Origin of the sequence: Pontivivens marinum (genome assembly GCF_900231835.1) — a bacterium.
GTDB classification, from domain to species: domain Bacteria; phylum Pseudomonadota; class Alphaproteobacteria; order Rhodobacterales; family Rhodobacteraceae; genus Pontivivens; species Pontivivens marinum.
In genome coordinates this window covers 538419-558447 of sequence record NZ_OCTN01000002.1, presented here as the reverse complement: position 1 = coordinate 558447, position 20029 = coordinate 538419, and the positions used below count along the sequence as shown (strand labels likewise).

Genomic DNA, 20029 nt, shown 5'->3' with positions numbered 1-20029 from the left:
AGACTACCCTAAATTGGGCGCTGTCATTCCGCCGCGAGTGCAGCAGCCGCGTCAAGGTCGAAGGCAAGAATTTCCTCCAACATATCCATTACCATCTGCTCGAATATTGCGTCGAACAGATCGGGATCATTCAGCAGACCATCATTGGACAGGCGCAGTTGCAGCGATGTGCGTACGCTGTCCAAAATCAGATCGCGTTGCAAGTCATAGCGTTGCAATTCTGCCATCTCCGCAATGAACGAAGGCGACGCGACAACCCGTGCGATGTGATCGGACAGTACCCGCGTATCATTGGCAAAGATGCTGACCTCGGTCGCATCGCTTGGCGGCGTCCCGACCGAGATATCATAGCTGGCGCTGCTGCCTGGATTGTTCGCCCCCTGCGCCATTGGCGCGACAGGCGCAGGTGCTGCGATCCCGCCCGGAATGAACGAGACGTTTCCGCCGCCCGCACCGCCGGTTGAACTGCCATACACGCCCAGCACAGTCGAGCTTGCAAACACATCCCCAGCAACCGACGTCATAAGGCCCGTAACCGTTAGCGATGCCGAATTCGGAGCGACAAAGTTGCGCTCGAAATCAGTGTCGAAGAAGTTCGACCCCAGATCCGCGACGATGAAATCACCATCCGCGCCGCTGCTGATAACGTCATTGCCGCCGCCGCTGGTGAGCGTCGTTTGCATCTGGATTGTCTCAACCCATGAGCCAAGCAATGCATCCAATGTGTAGGCGCGTTGCAGATCGAGCGTATCACCGAACAGGATATCCTGTCCGTCATTGCCCGTGATCGTATCATCGCCCAAGCCACCAACCGCCAGATCGCGTCCGCTACCGCCAACGATCACGTCGTCATAGGCAACATCATCGCGAATTGTTTGCAGCGTCTGAACACGGTCCGCAGCACTACCGCCAGTTGGCGCGGCTGAGGTTGCAAAGAACGTCACCGTGGCCAAATCACCGATCAGGATGTTCGCGCCCTCACTATCCGTCAGCAGATCCGCGCCGCCCTGACCGACAATCAGGTCGCTACCGGCACCACCGTCGATCGTGTCGGCAGCACCCTCACCGGCCTGCGTGGCAGTTAGCGAGGTCACAGCACCATTGCCATCAAAGGTCAGGTCGCCCATATCCCCCAGCGCAACATCATCGCCCGCGCCCAAGGTAATGACATCCGACCCCTTGCCGCCAACGATGACATCATCGCCATCGCCGCCATTCAGCACATCATCGCCAAACGCATTCGGCTGGGTCGCGGTTACGCCAACACCGATTGTATATTCAGCAGCGTCACCAAAGATCGTGTCGTTCCCGCCAAGCCCGTTGATCGTGTCATTGCCCGCACCGCCCAGCAGCAGATCGTCGCCCGCACCGCCGGTGATAACCTGATCCACAACCGGACCGCTATTATCGATGGTCAGAACACCACCCGCGCTAAGGTCAGCCGAACCGCCAACCACAACGTTAAAGCCACCATCATCCGAGAAGCTGTTCACGCCGGCACCGCCAATCACGATGTCATCGCCCAAGCCGCCCTCAATCGTGTCGTCGCCGCCCTCGGTAATATCCAGCGAGGTCAGCGCAGTACCGCTTGTCAGGTCAGCCGCTCCGAAATCGCCCAGAATATGATCGTCGCCGTCGCCGCCATTGATCTGATCCGCGCCCGCACCGCCGAGGATGGTATCATCCCCCGCACCGGCATCGATCACATCGCCCGCACCGCCCTGCGACGCGCGGGATGTTGCACTGGTTACGACATTCGCAGCCATAACAACAACCGCACCATCGCCGGAGATCAGGTCATCACCCGATCCCGTCGTCAGGTCATCGGCGCCCTTACCGCCCAGCACGATATCCGCGCCAGTGCCCGAGGTGATTGTATCGTCACCGCCATCGGTCACATCCAGCGTGCTGAAGCCAGTTGCCGTCAGCGTCGCCGCGTCACCCGCAATCCGGTTATCACCGTCGCCGGCATCGATCAGGTCGCCAGCTTCGCCACCGATGATCGTATCCGCACCGCCCAGCACCGTAATGACATCCGCACCACCGGTTCCGGCAGCAATATCAGTCACATCAGTCGCCGTGATCAGACCCGCATCACCCAGGATACGGTTATCGCCCGCACCACCATTGATCGTATCTGCATCCGCGCCGCCGATAATCTCATCCGCGCCTGCGCCGGAGCTGATGCTATCCGCACCCCCCGCACCAACTGTGGTAGAGGTCATATCCGTCGCCGTGATCACCCCCGCATCGCCCAGGATACGGTTCGCACCCTCACCCGCCGCGATGATATCAGCACCTGCACCGCCGATGATCTGGTCATCATCCCCCAGCGTGGTGATCATATCGTCACCGCCCAGCGTATCGGATAGCGAGGTAACGCCAGCCGTATCGATCCGCGCGCCATCACCCGCAATGCGGTTATCGCCCGCACCGCCAGTGATCGTGTCCGCACCAATGCCGCCGATGATCTGATCCGCGCCACTGCCGGTGGTAATGCTATCCGCACCACCAACAGTTTGATCCAGATCCGCCATCTGCGTTGCATCAAGGGTCGCCGCGTCGCCAGCAATCCGGTTATCACCGTCGCCCGCATCAATCGTATCTGCGCCAACACCTCCGACGATCACATCCGCGTCGCCCAGAGTGGTGATCACATCATCGCCACCGACCGTCAGGTTCATCGACAGCGCGACATCGCCCGCGACCGAGCCCTCATCACCCAGCACAACATTCGCACCAGCATCCGCAGCGATTGCATCACCGCCAACACCACCGATGATCGTATCCGCACCGGTGCCTGTTGTGATGTCGTCGATACCACCAATGCCCGAACCGCTCGTGACACCGCTCGCATAACCAACGGCGCCCTCAACAACCGTACCGGAATCGCCCAGCACCATGTTGTCGCCATCGCCGCCCGATACTGTGTCAGCACCCGCGCCAGCAATGATTGCATCCGCACCGATACCCGAGGTGATGCTATCGTCGCCTCCGATGCCGTAGTTCAGCGAGGTCAGCGTATCAATGCCAGCCGAGGCTACGATGCTACCCTCATCCCCCAGAATGCGATTGTCGCCATCACCGGCCGTCACCGTATCAGCACCCGCGCCGCCGATGATCCGATCCAGATCACCACCGGTTGTGATGGCATCATCGCCACCAACACCGCTGGCGCTGCTGAGTGCGGAAACAAACGCGCCCGCCTGATCCAGCTCAACCACTCCGTTATCGCCCAGAACCACATTCTCACCCGAGATCGCGCCGATTATATCCGCTCCGGCACCGCCCAGCACAACATCATCGCCCGCGCCCAATGTCAGAACATCGTTGCCGCCAATCGCCTCATCCAGAGAGGTGAATGTCTGCCCGCCCGTCGCAAGGCGCGTTAGCGTCGCGTGATCGCCAGCAACCAAATCATCGCCCGCGCCCGCATCGACCGTATCGGCCATGGCACCTGCAAGGATCGTATCATTGCCCACGCCCGCGGTGATGCTATCCGCACCGCCGATTCCAACCTCATCCGTGCGGATCGTAGTTGCCGCCGCCGACATGTTGATCGAACCACCATCACCCAGAATGATGTTGTTACCAGCCGCCGCAGTTACGGTATCCGCACCTGCACCCGCCGCGATCCAGTCATTGCCAATGCCCGTTGCGACAATATCCGCACCGCCATCCAGCGAGTCCGTGGCCGTCAGAACTTCATCCCCGCTCGCGCTCAACGTATAGCTGCCGCTATCGCCCAGCACACGGTTATCACCGTCACCGCCAATGATGCTATCCGCACCGATCCCGCCGAGGATCACGTCATTACCAATGCCGGTTTCAATCGTGTCGTCGCCGCCCAGCGTTTCCGCCTGCGATTGTACCGTCAACGCACCTGCTACAGCCGTGATTGTGCCATTGTCACCCAGCACAGCATTATTGCCTGCGATGCTGGTAATCTGATCCGCACCAAGTCCGGCAACGATGAAATCATCGCCTGCGCCAGTCTCAATCGTGTCGTCACCGCCGAGCGTTTCCGCCTGCGATTGGACCATCGTCGTGCCTGCAATAGCCGAGATCGCGCCATTATCACCCAGCACAACATTGCTGCCCGCGCTGCTAGAAATCTGGTCCGCGCCAAGGCCACCAGCGATGAAATCATCGCCCGCGCCCGATGTAATCACATCTTCAGCACCAATTGCGGTGTCAGTCGTAATGACTTCACGGCCCGTATCGTAAACGATCCGACCGCTGTCGCCGATGATATCATCAGCACCCGTTCCGGTCGTCGCAACATCCAGACCACCGCCAAGGATCAGCGCATTGCCGCCATCCCCACCCGTAATCGTATCGTTGCCATCGCGCGCATCCGCTGCGGAAACATAGGTCCGCGCCCCGGCAGCCGCTACGGTCAGCGTACCGACATCACCCAGAACCGTGTTCTGCCCCTCACCAACTGCAACCAAATCATTGGCCGAGCCCGCAATCACGAAATCATCACCGCTACCGGTCGTAATCTGGTCATCACCAGCAAAGGCATCGGACACGCCCGACATCACGCTATCCGCGCCCAATGTGATCGAACCGCTATCGCCAAGCACAGCATTGCTGCCATTGCCTGCATCCAGCGTATCCGCAGCACCGCCCAGAATAACGAAATCATCGCCAAGCCCGCTGGTCACGTCATCCGCACCATCACGCGCATCGGCAGTGGAGTTCGCCACCAGCAGCGCCATCGCAACATCATGGCTGATCGTACCATCATCGCCAAGGATGATGTTATCACCGCCACCGGCCCGAACCGTATCCGCACGCAGACCCGCGATGATCAAATCAATGCCATTCGATACGTCGATTACATCGGCCCCAGCATTATCATCAGCGGTCGAGGCCATGGTCCCTGCAACGAAATCGATCACGCCGCTATCACCGATGATGCGGTTCGTACCCTCACCACCCGTGACAGTATCCGATCCGCCGCCCGCGATAATCGCGTCAGAACCACCGGTCGCCACGATGCTGTCATTCCCGTCCTGCGCCGCCGCAGCCGAGGTCATGGACAGCGCCGTTACAGTACCAGCCGTAAACAGGATCGTACCGCTATCGCCCAGAATCAGGTTGTTACCAGCACCAGCCGTCACAACATCCGCGCCGCCACCGGCTGCAATCATATCCGCGCCACCGGTGGTGGTGATCTGATCGCCACCATCGGTCGCATCTGCCGTTGTCGTCAGACTGCCCGCAACCAGATCGATGGAGCCGCTATCGCCCAGCACCTTGTTATCGCCGGATTGCACATCAGCAACATCCGCCGCACCGCCAAGGATAACGATGTCATCGCCAGTATTGCCGCTGATCGTATCGGACCCGTCACGCGCATCCGCCGTGCCGGTCACATCCAGAATAGCCGTACCATTATAGTTGATCACACCGCTATCGCCGAGGATGACATTATCGCCATCGCCAGCGGACAGCAGGTCACCGCCCGTACCGCCAATGATCCAGTCATCACTGACCGAGGCAGAGCCGGTAACCGTATCATCACCATCCGTATCGGAGGCAAAACCGGTCAAGGTCTGGCTAACCGTATCGATGACGCCGCTATCCGCCAGAACCATATTCGGCCCCGCATTCACGACCGAATACTCATCCGAACCACCGCCCAGAACCAGCTTGTTATCGCCACCGGTTGCGCGAACAACATCCGCTCCGTCACGAATATCGGCATCCGAGCGCAGGATCAGCGCGGCGGTTGAGCCGATCACATGGGTAATGCTGCCCGTGTCGCCCAGTACCAGATCGCTGCCATCATGCAGTGTCACATCATCCGCACCGGACCCACCGATCACCATGTCGGTGCCAAGGCCGCTCAGCTGGATCGTGTCATTTCCGGCAAGGCTATCACTGCCGCTCGACAGTGATCCAGCGACGGCGTCAATCTCACCGCTATCGCCCAGAACCTTACGCGCATCCGTGGCTGCACCAGCACCCGTTACCGTCAGGCTATCCGAACCACCGCCCAGCACGACTGCAGACATACCGCCGCCAATGCTGACCGTATCGTCACCGTCCAGCGCATCGGAAACCGCTTCCAGCGCCAACAGGGCCAAGGCCGCGTCATGGGTCAGATGCCCCTGATCCGCCATAACGATGTGGTTGCCATCGCCCGCCGTAATCACATCCGCGCCCGAACCAGCCACGACAATCGCGTCGCCCGTTCCAGCCGTGATCGTATCCGCACCGTCGAAGACGCTTGCAACAGTTGCTGTAATCTCCATTCCGGCAATGTCGATCGTACCGCTATCGCCCAGAATACGGCTGAGCCCATCGCCAGCGTCAATCGCATCCGCACCACCGCCAAGGATCGCAATATCGTCACCGCCAAGCGCGCTAACCGTATCGTTTCCATCCCGCAGATCCGTGGTCGCGGTCGCCGTCAACACTGCGCCCGTTCCAACCGTGTAGGTAATACGACCCGTATCGCCGAGGATCGTGTTATTGCCCGCACCAACCCGCACAAGGTCAGCACCGCCGCCCGCGACCACAATGTCATTACCGGTCGAGGTGCCGCCGCCAACTGCGATGACCAATGTGTCGCCGGTTGCCTCATCATCGGCCACCGTCTCAATCACGCCATTCACATTGTCGATGGAGCCGCTATCGCCCAGTACAACATTGTCACCATCGCCAAAGGCGACCGTATCGCCCTTACCACCCGCGATGATCCAGTCATTGCCGCCAAGAACCGTGATGATATCAGCCGCATCGCGTGTATCGACCGCGCTGTTCATGCTCAACAACTCAGCCGTGCCAACTGTGTGCAGCACTGTACCGGTTTCGCCCAGAACGATGTTATCGCCCGCACCGCCAGTGATCGTATCCGCACGGCTACCTGCGAGGATAATATCGGACCCGTCGCCAGTTGTGATGCTATCCGCACCCGCCTGAATATCGGATGCCGTTTCCAGCGTTCCGGTCAGCGCATTGATCGTACCACTGTCGCCGAGGACTTTGTTATCGCCCTCACCCGCATCCAGAATATCGCCTGCACCGCCCAGAATAACCGCATCCGCGCCCGTGCCCAAGGTAACAACATCAACGCCATCGCGTGCATCCGCGGTCGAGGTCGCAACCTCCAGCGCGCGCACAACGTCATGCGTCACACTGCCGGTATCACCCAGAACGATATTGTCGCCATTGTCGCCGGAAATCGTATCCGCGCCACTACCGGCAAGGATAATGTCGATGCCCGCTCCGGCCGTGATGCTATCCGCACCCGCAACACTGTCACTGCCCGTTGTCAAGGTCAGCGTCGGCGTATCGATGGAACCGCTATCGCCCAGGATCAGGTTGTTGCCCGTGCCCGCGTCCAGCACATCGCCTTGGCCGCCCAGGATCACGCTATCCGCACCCGTACCGACCGTAACATTGTCCACGCCATCGCGTGCATTTGCAGTCGAGCTCGCATTAATCAACGCAAAGCCCACACCGTGTGTAATCGTGCCGGTATCGCCAAGAACGATATTGTCGCCATTACCGCCGGAAATCGTATCTGCGCGGCTGCCGCCGATGATGATATCAATGCCCGCGCCTGTGGTGATCATATCACCCGCCGCATCGCCCGCTGTGCTGGCCGTTGGTGTCGCATCCAGATAGCTGTCCGAAGTCGCGGTCAGGCTCATCCCGACAACATCAACCACACCGCTATCACCGATGACGCGGTTCATACCCTCACCCAGATTGGCGATATCTGCTGCGCCGCCAAGGATGGCAATGTCGTTGCCCTCCAGCGTGGTCAACGTATCAACACCATCACGGCGATCACTGGTCGAGGTAAGCGAGATCAACGTCTCCGCACCAACAGCAACCATGACCGTGCCGCTATCGCCGATAACAGCATTATCGCCCGCGCTCAGATTGATCTCATCCGCGCCTGCACCCGCAATTACGATGTCATTGCCAGTGCTCGCGCCAGAGGCAACGCCACCCGACAGCGCAATCACAATCCGGTCCGCTGCGGATTGATCCGCCGCTTCACTGCTGATCGTGCCCGTTGTCCGGTCGATCAGGCCGCTATCACCGATAACCCAGTTATCGCCGGCACCAATCTCTGCAATGTCAGAGTTTCCGCCCAGAATGATCCGGTCGGCTCCCTCCAGCACGCGCACATGGTCGGCACCGTCGCGGGTATCCGTCACGCTTTCCATCGCGATCAACACGGCTGTGCCGATCTGATGGCTGATCGTGCCGGTATCGCCCAGCACGATGTTATCGCCCGCGCCGCCAACCAGCGTATCATTGCCCGAACCGAGGATCACGATATCCGAACCGCCGCCCGTGGTGACCGAATCCGCGCCCGAATAGATGTCCGAGATCGTGGACATCGTCCCCGCATCCGCATCAATCGTACCGCTATCGGCCAGCACTTTGTTGTCGTTCGCGCCCAGATCCGCAATGTCGCCACCACCGCCAAGGATGACCACATCGGCACCGGTTGTTGTTGTGACCGTATCGGCCCCATCAAACTGGTTGCCAATCGTCGTCAACACCTTCGCACCGCGCGCCGCCGTAAACGTAATCGTGCCGGTATCGCCAAGCACAAGGTTCGCGCCCGCGCCCAGCGTCAACGTATCCGCGCCCGAACCGCCCAGCACAATATCCGCGCCGCCGCCCGTGGTAACCTGATCGTCACCGCCAAAGACAGCTAGACCAGTGGTCGCCGTACCTGTGGTCAGGTCGATGGTTCCACCCTCGGCCACGACGATGTTATCGCCCTCACCCAGATTGGCCACGTCAGCCCGCGCGCCCAGGATCGCATAGTCGCGGCCCTGCAACGTTGTCACCGTATCAATCCCGTCAGACCCATCCATATCGGACAGCATCGAGATCAGGCTGTTATCCGCCACGTTGAACAGGATCTTACCCGTATCACCCAGCAGCGCGTTATCACCCGCGCCCAGGTTCAGAACATCTGATCCGTATCCGCCGATGACCAAGTCATTCGCGGAACCGGTCGTGATCTGATCGTCATTCGAGGTCACACCATCGGTGCCAACAGCCGTTTCGATTCGACCCTCGGTCAGGTTAATCTCACCCGATCCACCGATAACGCGGTTCAGCCCCTCGCCCAGATCAGCAATATCCGATCCACCGCCTAGGATAACATCGTCCATCCCGCCAAGCGCGGTGACCGTATCGGCACCATCACTCTCGAACGCGGAAACCATGCTAACCGTGGCCAGCGTCAGGCGATCATGGTTGATCGTGCCGGTGTCGCCGATAATCGCGTTATCGCCCGCACCCGCATTGATCACATCCGCGCGGCTGCCGCCGATAATCATATCGCGGCCGGACCCTGTGGTGATGCTATCAGCCCCGACAAAGATATCCGTTGCACTGGTCAGGAAGGCATTCCGCGTCTCGATCGTACCGCTATCGCCCAGCACGGTGTTGTTACCATCACCCAGATTTGCCGTATCCGCCGACCCGCCAAGGATCACCAGATCGTTGCCGCCCAGCGTTGTGACAGTGTCACTACCGTCCCGCGACACGCCCGTCGAAACCAGAGTGTACCCCAGGAAGTCATTGATCCCGTGGCGCACATCACCCGTATCCCCAAGGATCGCGTTATCGCCGGCACCAGCATTGATCGTATCATTGCCACTGCCGCCAATGATGACATCCGCCGAAATACCGGTCGTGATCGCATCATTGCCGCCAAAGGTCTCAGACGACGCGCTCAACAACCCAGCAAAGGGCTGGATGCGCCCGGAATCGCCCAGCACCACGTTGAAACCATCGCCCAGCGTAATCGTATCGCCACGACCACCGCCCATAACGCGGTTGATCAGGCCATCCGCCGTGATCACATCAGCCCCGTCGCGCACATCCGACGTGCCAACCATATCCGTCACAACAAACCCGATAGGCGTATGCGTCACCGTGCCCGTATCGCCCAGAATGGTGTTCGTGCTGCCCGTTCCGGCAGAAATCGTATCTCGCCCGACACCGCCGAGGATGATATCCTGATCCACACCCGTGGTGATCACATCATCGCCTGCATCCAGATCGCTGGCAGTCGTCATAGTACCAGCCGTGATATCAATGGTTCCGCTATCGCCCAACACGCGGTTGAACCCGTCACCGGCAGCTAGGGTGTCATTGTCCCCGCCAAGGATAACGATATCCGCACCCGCACCTGTGGTGACGTTATCGCGCCCATCCTCACCGGAATTGCCCGACTGCATCAACGTCGCCGCAAAGGTAGCCGCATCGAACACGATCTGACCGGCATCGCCGACGATCAAGTTATTGCCTTCGCCCGCGATGATCTGATCGCCACCAACACCGCCTAGGATGATATCGATATCATCACCGGTTGTGATCGTGTCGTCGCCAGCCTCGATCGTGGCGGCGGTACGCGCAGTACCCGTATCGCTGATCGAACCGGTATCACCAGTGACGATGTTCACGCCCTGCCCTAGATCGGCGATATCATCATCACCGCCCAGAATAACCCAATCCTGACCACCAAGGGTCGTGACCACATCGGCACCATCCGCAGATCCGCCAAAGGTCAGGATTGCAGTAACGCGGTTCGTATCTTGCGACACGAACACATCCCCCACATCGGCCAGAATACCGTTATCGCCGGCACCCGCATCAATCGTATCGCCACCGGACCCGCCGAGGATGAAGTCATTCGCCGCGCCCGTGGTGATCATATCATCACCACCGCGACTGTCAGACCGCGAGGACGCCTTGAAGACGTCAATCCGCATGTCGCCATCATCACCGGCGACCCAGTTCAGACCCTCACCCAGATCGGCAATATCATCGCCGCCGCCCAGCACAACGTAATCGTTATCGCCCAGCGTCGTGACGGAATCGTCCCCGTCCAGATCAGTGATGGTCGAGGTCAGACGCAGTGTCATCTTCTCGATCAACGCCACATCAGCGGCGACACGATCCAGTTCTGCCTGACTTGCATTGGCCGCAGGGGTAAATCCGATGATCGCGCGGCGCGCCGCCGCATCGAACAGGATTGTGCCGTCATCACCCAGAATGGCGTTGCGTCCGATACCCGCAGAAATCGTATCATCGCCGCTGCCGCCAACGATCATATCCGCCTGATCCGCCGCGGCGCCGCCAGCATCCGAGGCAACGCCCGAGATGATGCTATCCGCATATTTGCTGGTGGTCGCGATAACCGTGATTTCGCCATCAATCAGATCAACATCGGCCAGATCACCGGCAACGATGTTGGTGCCCAGACCGGCATCAACCGTATCGTTCCCCTCACCCGCAATGATGACATCATGGCCGTTACCCGCCGTGATAAGGTCCGCATTGCCAAAGGCAGAGGCAACGCTGATCACTTCCGTCACGGATTCCAGTGGACGCGATCCGCGCACATTCGCGTAATCGCCAACCAGAACGCCAGTACCGGATACATCCGTCAGCACATCAACCGTGCCCGAGGACGCGCCGCCGCCGATCAGGATATCCGTGCCCAAACCACCGGTCAGCGTGTCCGCACCTTGGTTCGAGGAATCTACCTTCGCCGCTGTGTAATCCTGCACAACGCGGTTCGTGCTCAGCGTGGTCTGACCGAAATCACCAACGATCATGTCGTTGCCGCCGCCGCCAGTGATGCTGTCGCCCTCACCGCCGCCCAGCAGGATGTCGTTTCCACCATGGCCGTCAATCGTGTCCTGACCATCGGACAGGTCAACACTGTCCACCACCAACACACCGGGGAAGCTGAGATGCAGTGTCGAGCTGGCCACGTTGATCGTGCTTCCGCCCTGCGTAATCTCGAACCGGCCACCGGTGATCATGTCATTGCCAAGGTTGCCCTTGATCACATCATCATCGCCGCCGCCCTCGATCACGTCGTCGCCGCCATGGCCCCAAATCTCGTCAGTGCCCTCACCGCCGATAATCAGGTCGGCGCCATCCTCAGCCGCCGCTGTGTTCAGCGCGGTATCCGTGGACAGACCGTCCGCTGTCAGTTGCGCGGACCAGCCATATGCCTTGTTCACACCATCTCCGAGGAAGATACGGTCCGAACCGGCGCCGCCCTCGACCGTGACGAAATCGCCATTGCCGTTAATGGTGTCGTCGCCTGCACCGCCGAAGATTTCAACCGTGCCGGACGCGCCACCCGTCGTGATGGAATCCGCGCCTGCACCGGCAAAGATAACGTGATCGCCGGACCCAACCGTAACCTGATCGGCTGACGAACCTGCGATGCTCTGCGTGGACTGGGTATAGCTGGTTTTGAAATCAGACATCGTCTTGTTCTGATCGCCCCAGGTGCCCGCAATGATCGCCTCGGCTGCGGCCTTGTTAAAGCCACCGGCGGCAAAGGCGGCCGTGAACTCGTCCCGCAATCCGTAATCATCGTCGGCAAAGATCAGCGTGCTGCCCGTACCGCCAACCGTGATGGTATCCGATCCGGCACCGCCGATGATCCAATACTCACCGGTCGCGCCCGCGCCAGCCGTGATCGTATCCTGCCCGTCGCCGGCAAAGACGACGTGGAACCCTTGGTTCGACAGAACGATGTTGTCATTGCCGCTGCCGGTAAAGGTCAGCGTCGGGGTCGTGTCGGTGATGCCCGACATGTCGATATCGTTGTTCCCGTTGCCCGCCGGAATGATGATCGCACTGGTCGCTGAATCCAGCGAGGCCGACTGACTGACGCCACCCGATGACCAGCTAACATCAATCGGAGAGTTCGGCCCCGTGATGACCAAGGTGTCATTACCGTCCTCGGTCACGTCGGACATGCTCAACCCGGACCGCGATCCGATATTCAGGATCGCCGTGTTGCCCGTATCCGAGATGTCGGACGAAATCTCACCCGGAATGGCCAAGCCGCCAAAGGTGAAGCTGGTGTCGAAATCGAAGATATTGACCGAGAAGCTGGCGGACAGCGCCCCGACCCCGATCTTACCACCGGCCGATGCGCTGAACGAGAATCCGCCATCGCCCTTGAACACAAACTCCAATGCCTCAACGAAATCGGAGGCACCCGCAGCAGCCTCGGCCACCTTGATAATCTCGGGAATGCGCAGCTTGCCGTCATTGTTCGGATCGTTGAAGCCAAGCCGGAAGCTGGCATCGCCCGATCCCTTCAGGAACGCCGACGCAATCGCGATACTGATCGAGGCCGATGCCTCGAATCCGATCCCGAAATCGACCAAACCGCCATCGGAACTGTCGATAAAGATACCGTCGAACAACCGCTCCGGCTGCAAGGTATCGATGAAGTTCACTACACCGGACAGGTCATAGCCCACCGTGAAGCCCGCAAAACCGTGGCCATAGACACGGGCCTCCAGCGCATTGCGGATCGGCGAAACCACCTTGGACGGCAGACCCGATGCATCAATCAGAGCGCCGACAATGTCGATATCGAATTCGAAATCGATCAACGTATAGGTCGCCGTAACCACCGTCACATCCGAGAAGTTGCCCAGCAACAGCGCGATAACATTGGACGGATCAGAAATAATCGGCAGATCGATGGACAGACCGGTCCCGCCAAACTTGCTGGTAATCGCCGGACCGGCATCCGTGCGTGTCAGATCGGCGGCCTCCAGACTGCTGGCCTTTGTCGAACCGTTGCTCAGCCCCTCGGTCTGATTGACGAAATCGAATGTACCGAACTGAATAACGCCACCGGAATCCTTGAGATCATCAACGAACACAATGATATCCGCGATGGTGTCCACAATGCCCAGAACAGGGAATACCGTCGTCAGCGCACCGAACGCATAGCTCAACGGAGCCGTGTTTAGCGCACGCCCCAGCTCTGCAAGCGGATCAATAATCGGGGCGAGCGGATCGATGATCGGCGCGAGGAATGCGTCGTACAGCTCCGTCGCGTCCAGACGCACATCCTCGAACCGCAGCGTGTCGAGGCTGAACATCTCACCACTGCGCGACGTGTCAAAGCTGGCCTCGACCACCAATTCAGTCGTCACAGCAGGCAGTGCATCCACGCCGCCAATCTCGATCGCCTCACCGGTGACAGGGTTGATAACACCCGCCGTCAACTGGATTTCGGCATAGGCTTCAGCGGTAAAGCTCAGCTCGACCAGTTCGCTCATGCGCAGGCCGGAAACCCGCACTTCCTTTTCCCAATCAATCGCGGTGCCGTCTTTTTCAACGGAAATACCGGACAGATCACGGGTGATATCCGTACCCTGTGATCCATACAGATCGGCATCCAGCGAAGCCTCAACCCCGACGCGCCCGCCATCATATCCCGCCTCACCCGGTGCCGCGGTAAAGCCGTTGCCATTGGTGTTATCGGTATCCACAGCCGTCGCGGTCAGACGCAACAGGTTCGCCATGGTAAAGCTGCCGGCGAAGCTGCCCGCATCAACGGTAAAGTCGATGCTGATTTCGGCCTCATCCTCATCGTTCAGCAGGAAGAAGCCGTTCTTATCAATCCCGAACCCGATATTCGCGCTGTAATCCAGCGACAGCTCCAGCGCGGTGCCTTCCTCGAATTCCAGCTCGAAACCCGGAATGCCGATATCAAAGCCAGCATCCAGCGAGGCAGAGTACAAATTGCCCGAGAAGTTGAAGTTACCGTACAGATAGCTCTCGCTCGTGGTGCCCGACGTATCCAGGAACGCCTGCATATAGACCACGCCAGAGGTCCCGAACAGATCGTTCATCTGGTCATTCAGGAAACCGGTCAGCAGATCGACCGAGGTTGGCAGCGTTCCGTCCGCCTTTGGCTGGCTCGCATATTCCAGCGCCGGCGCGATCAGATCGTAGCGCATATCGTCGATTACCGACAGGCCAGCAGACAGGCCATCACCGATAACCGGCAGGTTCACCGTGTCCAGGAAACCACCGATCAGATTGTCGGTCTGCTTCAGGATCAGGTCCAGCCCGTTCAGCACCAAACGCGGATCGTTCAGCAGACCGATCACGTTCACATTGCTCAACGCATCCGCCAAACCATCCAGGTTCAGGTCCACATTGCCGGTGGGGAAGCTGCCCGTCTCGAAGAACTCGATCAGGTCGCCTTCAAAATTACTCGACAGGTTGGCAGTGTCGAAATTCGCTGCCGTGATGCCTGCCTTGGTCTGGATCAGCGGGGCGATATATTCGAACCCTGCATCATCGCCAAGGAAGCCCAGATTGTCGCTCAGCGGCAGATCAATCGTGACGCCCAGTTGTACATCAGGAATGAACAGGTCCAGCGGGTCGGCAATGCTGCCGATCAGCGACAAGTCCAGTTCACCATCATTTCCATCACCATCGGCATCGTTCAGCGCAACGCCAATCTTTGCCGCATCGCCCGATCCGTCACCCGCATCGATCAGCGCGGTGCCGCCCGTTACCGTCGCCTCAACCGGCCCAATGCCAAAGACGGCGTTGATGGAATCCTCGGCCCCTGCCTTGAACTCGAACCGGATGGAGGTGTTGTCCGTATCGATAAACGTGCGCACCTTACCGTCGCCCGCGCTCTCGTAGACAGCGGTGGAGGACACTTCGGTTCCGTCCAGCTCCTGCCCGTTTTCAAAGCCCAGCATCCGCGCCGCGTTGGCGCCATTCAGCTCCTCGATCTCGAACGTCACACCGTGGCTGACATCCTCACCGGTCAGGGTAAAGCTGACGGGGTCATAGCCCTGCGTTTCAGCGAAATCGGTGGCGGTCATGACCAACACGCCGCCAACCTCGGTCGCGCGCATCAGCTGGCTGACCGAAATCGTGGTGCCGGGAACTGCATCGGGATCAATCGCGGACCGTAGGACCGAGGAATCCTGCATCGCCTCATTGATCGCATCGGCCAAATCGGCAACCGTCGTGCGGGCGCCATCGCTAGGCACCTCAACAGTGACGCTCTCACCATTTACGATTACATCAAATGCATAGGCCGTCGCCGGATTGGCCGTCGTGGCTGACCCCGTAATGACCTGTGTGCCGCCATCATCGGCGCTGTCCTGCGTGTCCGCCCCGAACAACGCGGTGACATCTGCACTATCGCGCGCCACAGCATCCTGATCGCCAAAGGTGAACACACCCGTCGCGGCATCATAGCTGAACGAAACATTATCGCCCGACCCATCGCCCAGCGTTGCAGACCCGAACCCGGTGCCAACCGCCGCATCAATCAGCGCGACAACATCGGCAACGGTTTCCGCGCCCTCCAGATCAACGGAAACCTGCGTACGGTCCCCCGTATCCCGATCGGTCCGCGTGATCCGCAAATCATTACCGCTGGCCCCAACGATGGACCCGACACTGGCCAACAGACCCAGCGCCGTTGTGCCCTCAGCAAAATCTGTCGGCTCCGCCAGAATGGCGCTCAGATCAATGCCGAAGCTTAGATCCAAAATCAGATCCGTCGTCAGCGTCAATTCCGCATCGCCGCGCGCATCGACAAGGCCGGAGACAAAGCCCGCAACATCCGCCCCGAGGATCGTTTCCAGCTGATCGCCCAACAGCGCCGCCAGATCAATCGCCAGCGGTACGGTTTCAGTGTTGCCGTAAACCAGATTGAGATCGAAGGTCAGAATCTTCTCAACCGTATCCCATGCCAGCGTCACGGTGTCCGCGCCAAACACGCTTTCCAGCGCGGTGTCCAATGTGTCGAGCGTGCCCTGCGGATTGTTCCGCGCATCCTGCACCGCGACGAGGAAGTCCTCGGAGAAGTTCGCAACATCCAGCAACGAGAAATTCAGGATCGGAATTTCTTCGTCAAGGAACGGCAGGTCGTCCTTCAACGTCTCACCAATATCCACCAGCAGCGTTGCGATATTGGTCAGCGTGTCCAGCGTATCACCGGTTTGCAAACCGGTTAGTGCCTCGGCCACGGGGCTATCAATATTGACCGACCAAGTGTCCGTGTCGAACAGATCGCGCGCGCCAACCGTTACCGAGTTGATTGCATCCTCGGCCAAGCCACCCAGACCTGCGACCTCGATACTAACATCACCGAAATGCACGACGGCCACATTGCCGACCTCACCCGCATCAAAGGCTGTCTCGTAAATGTTGTTGTTGATCTTCAGGTTCGCGCCATTCAGCACGACATCGCCGTCCTCGGTCGTGACAGCACCACCGCCCAGCTCGAACCGGCCCAACAGGTCCAGCGCACGGCCCGCAGAAATCTTCGAGGCAAGCGTGGTCAGTGAAACCGCCTGATCGAAATCGGAATCCGAGTTTTCACCCGTCAGCGTCGCGAACAGCTGCGCATCCAGAACGATGAAGTTATCCGACGGCGTGTCCAGACCAATGCCCGCCTTTACCAGACCCAGATCCGCCGAAGCGGTCAGACTGGTCGCACTCGCACTGATCGAGGCAAAGATCGACGTGTCCTGAACATAGACGTGATCCGCAAAATCGCTGGCGCTAAACGACCCATCATTGCCCGCACGTTCGGTCAGCGCCGCACCCGCGTCACCGATCAGCCCAGCCAGATCAATCGCCAGCGCCGTGTTCAACTCACCGCGCAACAGCGCGGCCATGGTTGCGTTCAACTCCAACCCGGCCACATCGCCAAAGCCAAGCTCGTCCAGGTTGAACGATCCGGCAATACCCGTCATCGCCTGCAATTCAGGCAGCAGGAACAGCAGACGCCCATCCTCACCCAGCGAGATTTTGACACCCGGAATCGCGTCGTTCAGCTGCGCATTCGCCCATGCCAGCAACCCATCCAGGGTCTGCGCACGCACCGCATTCTCAACCAGGAACTCAACACTAGCCGCCGCACCGGCCGGATCGTCCAGCGCATATTGCAGCTTATCACCCACCGCCGTCACGGACAGGTTATAGGCCTCCAATGCGGCATCCATCTTTGCCGCCAGATCGGAGACCGTGGTAAATCCGGCACCGGCTGCAACCCGAACCTCGCGCACAGTTCCGGCAGCATCTGTGACGCTGATAACCAGCGCCTCCATGCCTGCCAGCTCGGTCACATCAACATCATCCGCCGTGGTGCTCGATGTGGCCGCAGCAAAGGATATCGCGCTGACCAACCCGAAATCACCAATCAGCAGATCGTCCGTCTCGACGAAATCAACGACAACATCATCACCCGGAACATCCGCCGTAAAGACGAGGCGACCCGCGCTATCAACACTGACCCCGACACCGGCGGAATTCAGTACCGCATCCATCGCCGCAGCAATGCTGGCAATCGTTGTGAACGGACCGTTGATGACAATATTACTGTCAACGCCGCCATCGGTCAGCGCGATGGTGAACGATCCCTCAGCCACAATTGCCGCAACATCCGGCGTCCCCGCCGTAACTGTGGTCAACGGTGGTTGCAGGGCCGCGCCCGCCGAAATGCCGGCTGCCGTCAGATCAACGAGGAAGGTCGATTCCAGCGCCTCAACCACATCCGTAATTGGCGACAGCGCATCGCGCAGGGACAGATCGGTAAAGGGAAGGTCCACATCGAACAGCGCCTGACCGAGGAAATTCTGAATCTGCGTAACCGCCTGCGACAGCACAGCGCGCATCTGCTCCACGCCATAGGCTGCGAAAGCATCGACTGCCCCCTCAACCGCCGCGCGGATTGTGCCATCGGCAATGGCACCGCTGAAATCACTGGCCACGTCCAGAACAGCCGCATCGACAAAGGCCGCAACCATGTCGTCGGACGCTGTGCCCAAAATACTCTCAAGCCCGACGACCAGCGCGAAATCGCGCGAGGTCTGGTTGGCCGCATCAAACGCATCCGCGCCCAGAACCGATGAAACCGCCTGCGTATCCAGCGACCCGTCAATCGTGACCTCGATCAAGCGATAGCTGACATCATCGGCAATGGCGACAAAACCGCCGCCGCCAATTTCCGCGATCTCGGCCGAGACTCCGATCGGCCCCACATTGAACGTATTACTAACCGACCCGCCAAAGGTGATCGTGCTGGATAGGGTCAGGGTATCGAAACCGGTCGTGGCCAAGCGGACCTGCGCCAGATCGATCTGCTCCAAAGTACCCGAAACAAATCCCAGCGAGGTCGTCGGCCCGGAGCCGCCGCCAACATAGGCACCCGCGCCGCCGGCAACCAGCTCAGGCAGGGCGAAGTTATCGGCCAGCAAACCAATGCTGTTCGCCGTGGTCGTCTTGGTAATATCGAACGAGAATTCGCTGGTCGTATCCGCAAACAGGGATTCCGTAATTGCGGTCATATCCAGACCGAAATCCGCCGCGCCCAACAACACGTCCAGATCCAGATTCAACGCGGCCATATCGACCACCACGTTAATCTTGTCCGCCGTCTCATTGTTAAAGGTGACAATGTCCACGCCGTTGCGCTGCACATCCGTCAGGTCCAGTGAGAAGAACGCCGCCGTCAACTCATTCGCGGCGGCCACGCCAACAGCCGTGCCCAAACGCTCAACATCCGCATTGGTGACAGGCGCGGCCAGCTTGGAATCCAGCAATGCCTCAATCGCATCGTCGAAATCGTCATTGTTTACGAGGTTGTCAAAGGTCAGCAGCGCCTCAACATCGGCACCGGTCAACGTGACTGAAACATCATCGCCCGTTCCCGCAGTACCGTCCGCACCATCCGTCTGGATCGAGCCGATACCAGCCGCAATCGCCGCCTTGTTCGCCTGAACAAAGGTATCCAGATTAACCTCGAACGCGGCCTTCGCGGCCTCAACCGTATCGCGGATATCCGCCATCAGGATTTGCGCGGTTTCCTGTGCGCGCGCCAGATCGGTTGCGCCGCCGGTTGCACTGTCAAAACCCTGCGCATCGAAACTATCGCCCGCATCAATCAGCGTGCCCGCGATGGAGACGGCCTGCTCCAGCGTGTCCTGATAATCGGCAAAGATCGACTGCAATTCCTCGGTCTGGGCATCCAGCGTGCCGACAACAGCGTGGAAAATATCCAGCCCCGCGGCCCCGCCTGTATCCAGATCCAGCGTGGCATCCAGCATGATACGCGGCTCCATCGGAACCATCTGGGCCTTCATCTGCGCCAGCGTCTCGTCTCCAAGCCGCGCCTGTGCACCGATTTTTTCAAGCTTACCCATAGCGTATCATCCCG

1 protein-coding gene is annotated in these 20029 nt (G+C 59.5%); it reads right to left on the bottom strand.

Going from position 1 to position 20029, the window contains the following annotated elements:
• Window positions 1-23: 23 nt before the first annotated feature.
• Window positions 24-20015 carry a calcium-binding protein gene (locus tag CR254_RS08435; protein WP_097929398.1) on the bottom strand — a complete coding sequence of 6664 codons (19992 nt, stop codon included), beginning with the start codon at window positions 20013-20015 and terminating at the stop codon, window positions 24-26.
• Window positions 20016-20029 lie beyond the last annotated feature (14 nt).